Here is a 10,418-nt window from a genome sequence, read left to right on the forward strand (position 1 = left end):
CTATCCATTGCAGATATTCAAAGTGATAGGTCCTACTGCAGGACTAGGTCCATCAGAAATTGCAGTCTCACCTGTTGGAGCAGTAATTTCATAAGTTACCTCAGAATCAAAAGCACCAGAAACAAATTCTAATGTAAATTCTGCAGTTCCTTCTGGCACAGTGAATGTTGCTGTACCTGCGCTACCGTCTTCAATTGTATATGAAGATGCTTCACCATCAATAACAACATCAATAGAAGCTCCATTCCATCCGTCACCATAACTATCTACTAATTCGATAGTATAATCACCTGCAACTGGTACAGGTGGAATACATTTAATAACTGGATTGTAGAAATACGGAGCATTAAAGAATGAACCTGTAATAGTACCTGTACTATCATCATTAGTAAAGGTTCTTCCGTCGGTTAATGTCAAGATTAAACGATATTGAATTTCATCACCACCGTCGAATTCGCCTTCAACCAAGCCTAATAAAGACAAAGCATTTGCTAAAGTAGTGTCATAACTTGCTCTTGGTAATCCAAATTCACCATCTGTAAAGTCAGATGGGAGAAAAGTCTCAATCAAGATCTCATCTACAGTAGAATCACCATTGCCTGCTGAATTGTCTTCAAAGCTAATGTATAAATCTACTTTCTCTAATAAACCTCCATCTTCATAATCTTGCTCTTCAAAAGTGAAGCCAAAAGAAGTAGTGGTATCAAAACGGTCAAATACACCGCCTGATTCAATTGTTCTTAAAACGGCACCTCTGGTAGTTTCAGCAAATACTTGATCAATTACTTTACCTCCATCATCATCACATGATGTTATTAGTAGTGAAGAAACACCTATAATAGCGCCTAGTATTTTATTGTTTATTTTCATTTTCTTAATTTTTAGTTAGCAGATGGGAAAGCTGGTCCGGCTGGATTAGTATCCCAAAATACTTGAGTTGATAAATCAGATTTCTGAGAAACATTCGAGTTTGTAATAACCTCTGTTTGAGGGTACAAGAATGATCTTGGAAAAGACCCTGGGTTTAGTTCCCAGTTAGGAGCTAAAGTTGTAGGGAAGCCTGTTCTTCTATAATAGTTAAAAGCTTCAACACCACCACCGTAAAGTGCGATCCAATATTGTTCAGACAAAATATTTGTTTGATCATCACCAGAAGCAGCTTCAAAATCAGCAACGATACCATCGATGTATGTTGTTATCTCTGTCTCAGAAGGAGCGAAAGAAGTATTAGCAGAAGCATCCAATGATCCAAAACCTTGTACTTTTTCTATTGATTTTGTCATTGCTGATTTTAAAAATGCAGCTTTAGCAGCAGGAGAGCTAGCTAATTCAGCTTGCCAGAAATCAACATATGAAGCTAAGATGATAGGCTCTATACCTGCACCTCCGCCACCAAGACCAAGACCAACTCCGTCAAAACTATTGTCATCAAAACGACCTGCAGCAGGATAAACACCTACAGCTGTTCTAAGGAAACCATCGGGAGGAGTACCTTCATTGTTTCCATGAGATCTTCCCCAATATCCATTAGGTACAGAGCAATAAACAAATCCATCATAGTGTGCTGGAGCTATTGCTAAAGAACACGCTAAGTCTTCTTCACTTGCTGGCTCTCCTGCAGCACCTGGTGTAGCGTCAACTTGACGATAGAAATAATATCTAATTCTAGGGTCATTTTTTACTAACATATTATTCATTAACCAGTTAGATTGGTAAATGTTGGCACCACTTGGAGTGTAATCATCTTGATAATCAGGATGACGTGTGTCTGGTTGTAAATCTCTTGATCCATATTGAAATTGGAAATCATCACCAGAATCAGAAATGTAATTATCAGCAGCAATGATAGAATTAAATGTGCTAACATCACCAGTAGTTACAGCGGCTTTTAATTTAATGGTATTAATTAATTTAATCCATTGATCAGTATCTCCACCATAGAAAAAATCTGTTGCACCTTGTGCAGCAGGACCTGCTGCAAATAAAGCTTCTGCTTCATCTAATAATGCTAATGCACCTGTGTAAATTGCTTGACCATCATCTAATAATGGAGCAGGAAAATCTACAGGGTTACCAGCTTCACTAAGAGTTGCTTTTCCAAGGTAGTCAGTAAATAATAAAAGCATATGAGCTTTTAAAGTTTGACCAACTGCAACATGGAAAGAAAAATCAGTGTCTGTTCCTTCGTCAATAACTTGAAGGTTTGCTACGTTTGGAAACATTCCCAAATCAACAGTCGATGTGAAGACATCATTATTACCATCAGTACTACTATAAAGACGCTCCCAAACATCATCAAATGTGTTACCAGGATATGTGTTAAAATAGTTACGTCCAAGCATGTAATCAATTCTGGTTAACTCAGAACCTACATCATTTAACTCGTACATGTTGGCTACATAGGCCAATTGAATTGAATTCAATAGCAAATTCGGGTCTGCTTGATCAGCTGCCAAATCGTTAGGGCTTGTCCTAAGATCTAGGTCTGTTGTCTCACAAGAGTTTAATAGCACTCCTGCGGTAAAAACAACGGTTATATATTTAATTATTTTTTTCATAATATTTCTATTAATTAAGATTAGCAATTTTTAAAAGGTTGCTTTAATACTAATTCCATATCTTCTAGAACTAGGACCGTTAATAAAGTCAAAACCTTGAGAGTTACCAACACCGGCACCTTGAATGTTTGGGTCAAAGTTTGCACCTTTTGGCGTATTGTAAGCATCATACCATAAGTTGAAACCTTGAGCAGTAATTGTCAATGATCCAAAAGGAGTTCTTTCTAATGATTTAGCAGGGAAAGTATAGCCTAAAGAAAGTTCTTGTAAACGAACTACAGAAGCATCATAAACTTTTAATTCTGTTGGTCCGAATAAAATATTGTTGAAGTAGTAAGTAGAGTTGTTGATCTGCTTATTGTTTACTTCACCAGTACTTTGAGAAACTCCTGGAAGAATATATGTGTTCTCTCTATCTAAAGTTTCAGTAATTAAACCTCTACCTAATAAAGTACCAATAGTGTTAGAAACAATATCACCACCTTTAATATGACTAATCTGAAAACCTAAATTCCAATTTTTATAAGAAAAAGAGTTAATTACGTTCATTATAAAGTCAGGGTTGGGATTACCAATAATTGGTACATTTCCATTAGCATCAACTTCTGTAGTAACATAATCACCACCATCATCAATTAAGAAATTACCCTCAGCATCTCTTGCAATTGCATCACCTACAATTACACCTAATTGCTCACCTTTTATTGCAGCGTTACCACCAACAGACAATGTTGAACTACCAGCATAAATAATGATGTCTTGCTCTTGTTCTGTTACAGTAAATTGGTTTTTAGTAAAATTTGCTCTTGTGTTCCAGTTAAATCCACTTCTGTCATCACTTCTAAACCAATCTACACCTAAATCAATTTCAATACCATCACCTTCTATTTTACCAACATTACTTTGTGTGAAAGTAAAACCAGTTGAAGGAGAAAGAGGTTCTCTTACGATAAGATCTTTAGTTGTTCTATCGAAATAAGTGAAATCTAATGAAACTCTATTGTCTATGAATTTAGATTCAAAACCAACTTCAAATTCAGAAAGTACTTCTGGCTTCAAATCTGGATTTGCTTTAAACCCGGCAACTTGGTTTGTTGTTACACCACCATCATCACCGTAAACTTGTGTATTCTGCTCAACAACACTTACTGTTGGGTAAGCTGTTGGGAATGTTGCAGACTGTCCTAAACCAGCTCTTAACTTTAAAAAGTTAAGTCCATTTTGAGATTTTATACCAGGCCAAGCAGCAGTTGGTAAGAAAGATCCACTTATACTTGGGTATGTTTGGCTATTGTTCTCTGTAATAAGATTAGAAACCCAATCCGTTCTAGTAGATCCTGTTAAGAATAACATGTTGTCATAATCTAAGGTAACTTGACCTAATATACCAGCAATGTTTCTTCTCTCACTATACTGAATAGGAGATTGGTTAGCATAATTAAAGTGTCTTTGTATATCAAATACAATCTGACCTGTACTAGCAACACCTTGTTGATCAAATGTAGTAGACCTAGAAGTAGCACCTACGTTAAATGTCATTCCTAATTTTTCTGATAAATCATAATTACCATTTAAGGCTAAATAGTGATCCCAAATAGTATTATTGTTATCATAAGTATTTAAGAAACCAAATATGGCACTTGTAAATTGAACACCACCCTTGTTAGAATATTGTTCGTTTCTTTCATTATAATAATCTAAACCAGCTCTATAAGTCATGTTAAGATTATCATTAATGTCATATTGCATCGATGCATTCCAAAAAACACGAGTAGTTAACTGAGAGTACTGTGCATTATTAGCAGTCCAACGTGGATTAATGATATCGTTACCATTTCTATAGTAAACACTAGAACCGTCAATTGGGTTTTGGTAAGGTAAACCTAATAAGTCAACACTTCTTGGTGTAAAGTAAATGTTACCAAAAATTGAAAGACCAGTAGTACCGTTACCTTCACTCGCTGCAATTGGAGGTGAGCTATAATCAGTTCTAGAGTAGTTCATTGCTCCAGCAACTGTAAATCTGTTAGATAATTTAGATCTACCACCGATAGATACGTTAGCTCTTGTTAATCCGTTACCAGGAATAAAAGACTCATCATCTAAATAACCGAAGTTAGCATTGAAAGTTGTATTACCATCTTCAGAAGCTCCGTTAATGTTTACAGAAGTTGAACTTACTGAACCAGGCTTAAAGTATTCTTCTACAGAATTGTAAGGTTTCCAGTCATATCTAGCACCCTGAAACTCAGGAAATGCTTCTCTTGTAGCTGCTATTGCAGTAGTACTGTAAGGGTGTTCTAATGTGCCATTAGCATCAATAGAAGATTGTCTTCCCCAACCAGAAAGACCGCTTTCTTCAAAGCTAGGACCCCAGTTACTAAAGAACCAACCGAAAGCTTGGTCAAAACCATTACCGTATTCATCTTGATAATCAGGTAATGAAGCAAATTCATTAACGAAGTAAGATTGATTAACAGTAATTTCTGTTTTCTTTTTTCCACCTACAGCAGAACCTGCTTTAGTAGTAATAAGAATAACACCGTTTTTACCTTGAGAACCATAAAGAGTTGCTGCTGCAAGACCTTTTAATACTTCAATTTTTGCGATGTTGTTTGGATCTAAATCTAAAAATCTAGAAGAACCAGTGTTACCTGTTAAGAAGTTAGAACCTCCACCATTTGTATCTTGTGCATTAGTATCACTACTAAAAGGAACACCATCAACAACGAAAAGAGCTTGGTTACTTCCACTAAAGGAACTTAAGCCCCTAACTACAACGTTAGTTGCAGATCCAGACATACCACCAGCGGCAGTAATCTGTACACCAGATGCTTTGCCTGATAATACACGGGCAACGTCACCCTCTGAACGAGATTCTAAATCTTTTTCGTCTACAGATGATACTGCATAACCTAAAGCTTTCTTCTCACGCTTAATACCTTGAGCGGTTACAACCACTTCTTCCAGCGCTTGTGCATCTTCTTCCATTTGCACACTTACTGTACTACCGGCACCTACCGATTTTCTTACGGCTTTCTGACCGATGTAAGTAAATAATAATGTTTCGCCTTGTGCGGCCATAATGGAATAGTTACCATCAAAATCTGTTTGAGTACCTGTAGTGGTACCTTCAACTACAATGTTAACCCCGGGCAAAGGAAGCCCTCCTTGATCAGTAACCGTACCGGATACTGTTTTTTGTTGTGCAAAAGAAATATGCACAACTAACGCTAAAAGTAGCGTTAACAATCCATTTAGTTTTGTTCTCATTTTTAAATTATTTGAATTAGCTAACGACAAACTTCATAATAAACTGTTAATAATGCAAGGGAATTTTAATAAAACTTTAAGAAGGTGTTATAAAATTGGAAGTTACAGATTAAACACCATGTGTATTTAAAGGTAAATAATATAACAGGTGTTTTTTTGTCACATTCATAATTTTGCAAAAAAATTGTAAAAAAATTGCGTTTACTTTAATATTAAAATTATTCAAATATGCTTTGAATATCGTAGTAAATGTAGTAGACGTGGTATTACCTTCTTATAAGTGAAAGAGAGGTGTAATTAAAAAAAATGAAAATAAATCGAACAAGATTTGATTTATACTGAAATATCACTACATTTGCCGACCCTTAAAGTAGGGGTAATTTTTATATATTATTATAGTATGCCAACAATATCACAATTAGTACGAATAGGAAGAGAGACGATTACTAAGAAGAGTAAATCGGCTGCTTTGGATTCGTGTCCTCAAAGAAGGGGTGTTTGTACACGTGTTTATACTACAACGCCAAAGAAACCAAACTCAGCTATGAGAAAAGTAGCAAGGGTTAGGTTGACAAATGGTAAGGAAGTTAACGCTTACATTCCAGGAGAAGGTCACAATCTACAAGAGCACTCGATAGTATTAGTAAGAGGCGGAAGAGTTAAAGATTTACCAGGGGTTAGGTATCATATTGTACGTGGTGCATTGGACACAGCAGGTGTGGCCGGTAGAACACAACGTAGATCAAAATATGGTGCAAAAAGACCTAAGAAGTAATTAAACTTGTTTAAAAGGAAGTAATGAGAAAAAGACAGGCAAAGAAAAGACCACTTTTACCAGATCCAAGGTTTCATGATCAATTAGTGACGCGTTTCGTTAATATGATGATGTGGGATGGTAAGAAATCAGTTGCTTTTAGTGTATTTTATGATGCAATAGATATCGTAGATGCTAAAAAAACTGATGATGAGAAAACGGCTTTAGAGCTATGGAAGGATGCATTAAGTAATGTTATGCCTCACGTAGAAGTTAGAAGTAGAAGAGTTGGTGGAGCTACGTTCCAGATTCCAATGCAAATTAGACCAGACAGAAAAATATCTACTGCTATGAAGTGGTTGATTAGTTATGCTAGAAAGCGTAATGAAAAAGGTATGTCTCAAAAACTAGCAGGGGAGATTTTAGCAGCGGCTAAAGAAGAAGGTGCAGCAGTTAAGAAAAGAACTGATACGCACAAAATGGCTGAAGCAAACAAAGCATTCTCTCACTTTAGATTCTAATCGGAAATGGCAAGAGATTTAAGATATACAAGAAATATAGGGATTGCAGCTCATATCGATGCTGGTAAAACCACAACTACTGAGCGTATTCTTTTTTATACGGGAGTTAGTCATAAAATAGGTGAAGTTCATGATGGTGCTGCCACTATGGACTGGATGGAGCAGGAGCAGGAAAGAGGTATTACAATTACTTCTGCTGCTACTACATGTGAATGGAAGTTTCCTAAAGAAAATAGTGAGCCAACTGCTGAGGCAATGGATTATCATTTTAACATTATTGATACCCCAGGACACGTTGATTTTACCGTAGAGGTAAATCGTTCTTTACGTGTTTTAGATGGTTTGGTCTTTTTGTTTAGTGCTGTTGATGGTGTTGAGCCGCAATCGGAAACTAACTGGAGATTAGCTGATAATTATAAAGTACCAAGAATTGGATTTGTAAACAAGATGGATCGTCAAGGTTCTAACTTTCTTATGGTTTGTAAGCAAGTTAAAGAGATGCTTGGTTCAAATGCGGTGCCTATTGTTTTGCCAATTGGTGATGAATCTGACTTTAGAGGAATTGTTGATTTAGCAAAGAACAGAGCTATTGTATGGCATGAAGAGGGCTTTGGTGCTACTTTTGATGTTATTGATATACCTGAGGAAATGAAGGCTGAAGTAAGGGAGTATAGAGCTGCCTTAATAGAAGCGGTTGCTGAGTATGATGAGGAATTAATGGAGAAATTCTTCGAAGATGAAGACTCTATTACTGAAGATGAAGTGCATGCTGCTTTAAGAGCTGCTGTTATGGATCGTGCAATCATTCCTATGATTTGTGGTTCTTCGTTTAAGAATAAAGGTGTTCAGTTTTTATTGGATGCTGTTTGTAGATATTTGCCTTCTCCAATGGATAAGGAAGCGATTGAAGGTACGAACCCTGATACAGGTGCGATCGAAAGACGTAAGCCTAGTGTAAAAGAGCCTTTTTCAGCATTAGCTTTTAAAATTGCAACTGATCCATTTGTAGGTAGATTAGCATTTTTCAGAACCTATTCTGGTCGTTTAGATGCGGGTTCATATATATTGAATAACCGTTCAGGTAAGAAAGAACGTATTTCACGTATTTATCAAATGCATTCTAATAAGCAAAATGCCATCGATTATATCGAGGCAGGTGATATTGGAGCTGCTGTTGGGTTTAAGGATATCAAGACTGGTGATACTATGTCTGATGAAAAGCATCCTATTGTTTTGGAAAGCATGAACTTTCCTGAACCTGTAATTGGTATTGCTGTTGAGCCAAAAACTAAAGCAGATGTTGATAAATTGGGTATGGCTTTATCTAAATTAGCTGAAGAAGATCCAACTTTTCAAGTAAAAACTGATGAAGCTTCAGGACAGACTATTATTTCTGGAATGGGTGAGCTGCACTTAGATATTATTGTAGATCGTTTAAGAAGAGAATTTAAGGTTGAAGTAAACCAAGGTGAACCTCAAGTAGAGTACAAAGAAGCATTAACGAAAACTGCTGCACATAGAGAGACTTATAAAAAGCAATCTGGTGGTCGTGGTAAATTTGGTGATATTGTATTTGAAATGGGTCCTGCTGATGAAGATTTTGAAGGAGAAGGACTTCAGTTCGTAGATCAAATTAAAGGTGGTCGTATTCCTAAAGAATTTATACCGTCGATTGAAAAAGGTTTTAATGCTGCTATGCAAAATGGACCTTTGGCTGGTTATGAAATGGATACAATGAAAGTTGTTCTTAAGGATGGTTCTTTTCACGCAGTGGATTCTGATGCAATTTCTTTTGAATTGGCAGCCAAAATGGGTTACAAAGCTGCAGGTAAAGCTGCTGGTGCTGTAATAATGGAGCCAATAATGAAGTTAGAAGTTATTACCCCAGAAGAAAACATGGGAGATATCGTTGGAGATTTAAACAGAAGAAGAGGTACTATAGGCGATATGAGTGATAGAGCAGGTGCTAAAGTTGTAAAAGGTACTGTTCCGTTATCAGAAATGTTCGGTTATGTTACTTCCCTTAGAACTTTGTCTTCGGGTCGTGCAACTTCAACAATGGAATTTTCACATTATGCAGAAACTCCTTCTAATATTTCAGAAGAAGTTATTAAAGCAGCAAAAGGAATAACAGCATAAATTTAGGACATGAGTCAAAAAATCAGAATAAAACTAAAATCCTACGATCATAATTTGGTAGACAAATCTGCTGAAAAGATTGTAAAAACGGTAAAGACAACCGGTGCTGTAGTTACAGGACCAATTCCTTTGCCAACACATAAAAAGATATTTACGGTTTTGCGTTCACCTCACGTGAATAAAAAATCTAGAGAACAATTCCAATTAAGTTCGTATAAGAGATTGTTGGATATATATAGTTCTTCTTCTAAAACTATTGATGCACTTATGAAGTTAGAACTTCCAAGTGGTGTAGAAGTAGAGATTAAGGTATAATTTATGGTCTGTTCCTTTTTGGAATAGGCTACATGTCCTAAGCTGCGTGCGAGGGAAAAATGGAAAAAATAATTTAGGGTTAAATTATTTTGACCCTATTTTTTTGAAAAGAATTTAATAAGTAATAATTAATATAATTAAATATGTCTGGGTTAATAGGAAAGAAAGTAGGCATGACCAGTATTTTTGACGAGAATGGAAAGAATATTCCATGTACCGTTATACAGGCTGGACCATGTGTAGTTACCCAAGTCAGAACCGAAGAGGTCGACGGGTACAGTGCCCTTCAACTTGGTTTCGATGACAAGGCAGAAAGTCGTGCTAATAAGGCTGAATTAGGCCATTTTAAAAAAGCAGGTGCTTCTCCTAAGAAAAAAGTCGTTGAATTTCAAGATTTTGAAGGTGAATTTAAATTAGGTGACACCGTTGGTGTTGACGTTTTTGTTGAAGGTGAATTCGTAGATGTAATTGGTACATCTAAGGGTAAAGGTTTTCAAGGTGTTGTAAAGCGTCACGGTTTTGCCGGGGTTGGTCAAGCGACTCATGGTCAGCATAACAGACTTAGAGCTCCTGGTTCTATAGGTGCTGCTTCATATCCTGCAAGAGTTTTTAAAGGTATGAAAATGGCTGGTAGAATGGGGTCGGATCGTGTTACGGTTCAGAACCTGAAAGTTTTAAAAGTAGTTCCAGAAAAAAATCTTTTAGTAGTAAAAGGTTGTGTTCCGGGCCATAAGAATGCTTATGTAACTATACAAAGGTGGATGTAATGAAAATAGCAGTTTTAGATATTAAAGGAAAAGACACAGGTAGAAAGGCAAACCTTTCTGATGATGTTTTCGCTATAGAGCCTAATGATCA

General features: G+C 36.4%; 8 protein-coding genes and 1 pseudogene. 6 read left to right on the plus strand and 3 right to left on the minus strand.

The genetic code is table 11. The features are described 5' to 3' along the window. Genes AAC084_RS20870 through AAC084_RS20880 form a run of 3 tightly spaced genes read right to left on the minus strand, consistent with a single transcriptional unit; the run spans position 1 to position 5,831 of the window. Positions 1–870 carry a hypothetical protein gene (locus tag AAC084_RS20870; RefSeq protein WP_339842234.1) on the minus strand — a complete coding sequence of 290 codons (870 nt, stop codon included), beginning with the start codon at positions 868–870 and terminating at the stop codon, positions 1–3. 11 nt (positions 871–881) lie between these two features. Then, complete coding sequence (locus AAC084_RS20875; RefSeq protein ID WP_339842235.1) at positions 882–2,558, minus strand: SusD/RagB family nutrient-binding outer membrane lipoprotein; 1,677 nt, start codon at positions 2,556–2,558, stop codon at positions 882–884. A gap of 30 nt (positions 2,559–2,588) precedes the next feature. Further along, positions 2,589–5,831: a SusC/RagA family TonB-linked outer membrane protein gene (locus AAC084_RS20880; protein WP_339842236.1), complete on the minus strand. Its 3,243-nt coding sequence runs from the start codon at positions 5,829–5,831 to the stop codon at positions 2,589–2,591. A 400-nt stretch (positions 5,832–6,231) separates the two neighbouring features. On the opposite strand from AAC084_RS20880, the gene rpsL reads away from it, so the two are divergent. The 6 genes and pseudogenes from rpsL to AAC084_RS20910 all read left to right on the plus strand — a co-directional run. Next, positions 6,232–6,606 carry a 30S ribosomal protein S12 gene (gene rpsL, locus AAC084_RS20885; protein WP_036152127.1) on the plus strand — a complete coding sequence of 125 codons (375 nt, stop codon included), beginning with the start codon at positions 6,232–6,234 and terminating at the stop codon, positions 6,604–6,606. A gap of 23 nt (positions 6,607–6,629) precedes the next feature. Then, the gene (gene rpsG, locus AAC084_RS20890; protein ID WP_079510383.1) at positions 6,630–7,106 is read left to right on the plus strand and encodes a 30S ribosomal protein S7; all 477 of its coding nucleotides are present in this window, start codon (positions 6,630–6,632) and stop codon (positions 7,104–7,106) included. Between the two features lie 6 nt (positions 7,107–7,112). Then, the gene (fusA, locus tag AAC084_RS20895) at positions 7,113–9,245 is read left to right on the plus strand and encodes an elongation factor G (protein ID WP_339842237.1); all 2,133 of its coding nucleotides are present in this window, start codon (positions 7,113–7,115) and stop codon (positions 9,243–9,245) included. A gap of 9 nt (positions 9,246–9,254) precedes the next feature. Next, on the plus strand, positions 9,255–9,560 hold the full coding sequence (gene rpsJ / locus AAC084_RS20900; protein WP_007094989.1) for a 30S ribosomal protein S10: 306 nt from the start codon (positions 9,255–9,257) through the stop codon (positions 9,558–9,560). Between the two features lie 143 nt (positions 9,561–9,703). After that, positions 9,704–10,327: a 50S ribosomal protein L3 gene (gene rplC, locus AAC084_RS20905; protein ID WP_339842238.1), complete on the plus strand. Its 624-nt coding sequence runs from the start codon at positions 9,704–9,706 to the stop codon at positions 10,325–10,327. Further along, positions 10,327–10,418 (plus strand): annotated as a pseudogene (locus AAC084_RS20910) (50S ribosomal protein L4); the annotation flags it as partial. The gene rplC and the pseudogene AAC084_RS20910, both read left to right, overlap by 1 nt.

The organism is uncultured Maribacter sp. (assembly GCF_963977385.1).
In the GTDB taxonomy this organism is placed as follows: domain Bacteria; phylum Bacteroidota; class Bacteroidia; order Flavobacteriales; family Flavobacteriaceae; genus Maribacter.

Bases quoted from the DNA above. Each gene is read 5' to 3' on its own strand.
- AAC084_RS20870 (WP_339842234.1), bottom strand. From the start codon at position 870: ATGAAAATAAACAATAAAATACTAGGCGCTATTATAGGTGTTTCTTCA.
- rplC (WP_339842238.1), top strand. From the start codon at position 9,704: ATGTCTGGGTTAATAGGAAAGAAAGTAGGCATGACCAGTATTTTTGAC.
- AAC084_RS20875 (WP_339842235.1), bottom strand. From the start codon at position 2,558: ATGAAAAAAATAATTAAATATATAACCGTTGTTTTTACCGCAGGAGTG.
- fusA (WP_339842237.1), top strand. From the start codon at position 7,113: ATGGCAAGAGATTTAAGATATACAAGAAATATAGGGATTGCAGCTCAT.
- AAC084_RS20880 (WP_339842236.1), bottom strand. From the start codon at position 5,831: ATGAGAACAAAACTAAATGGATTGTTAACGCTACTTTTAGCGTTAGTT.
- rpsG (WP_079510383.1), top strand. From the start codon at position 6,630: ATGAGAAAAAGACAGGCAAAGAAAAGACCACTTTTACCAGATCCAAGG.
- rpsL (WP_036152127.1), top strand. From the start codon at position 6,232: ATGCCAACAATATCACAATTAGTACGAATAGGAAGAGAGACGATTACT.
- rpsJ (WP_007094989.1), top strand. From the start codon at position 9,255: ATGAGTCAAAAAATCAGAATAAAACTAAAATCCTACGATCATAATTTG.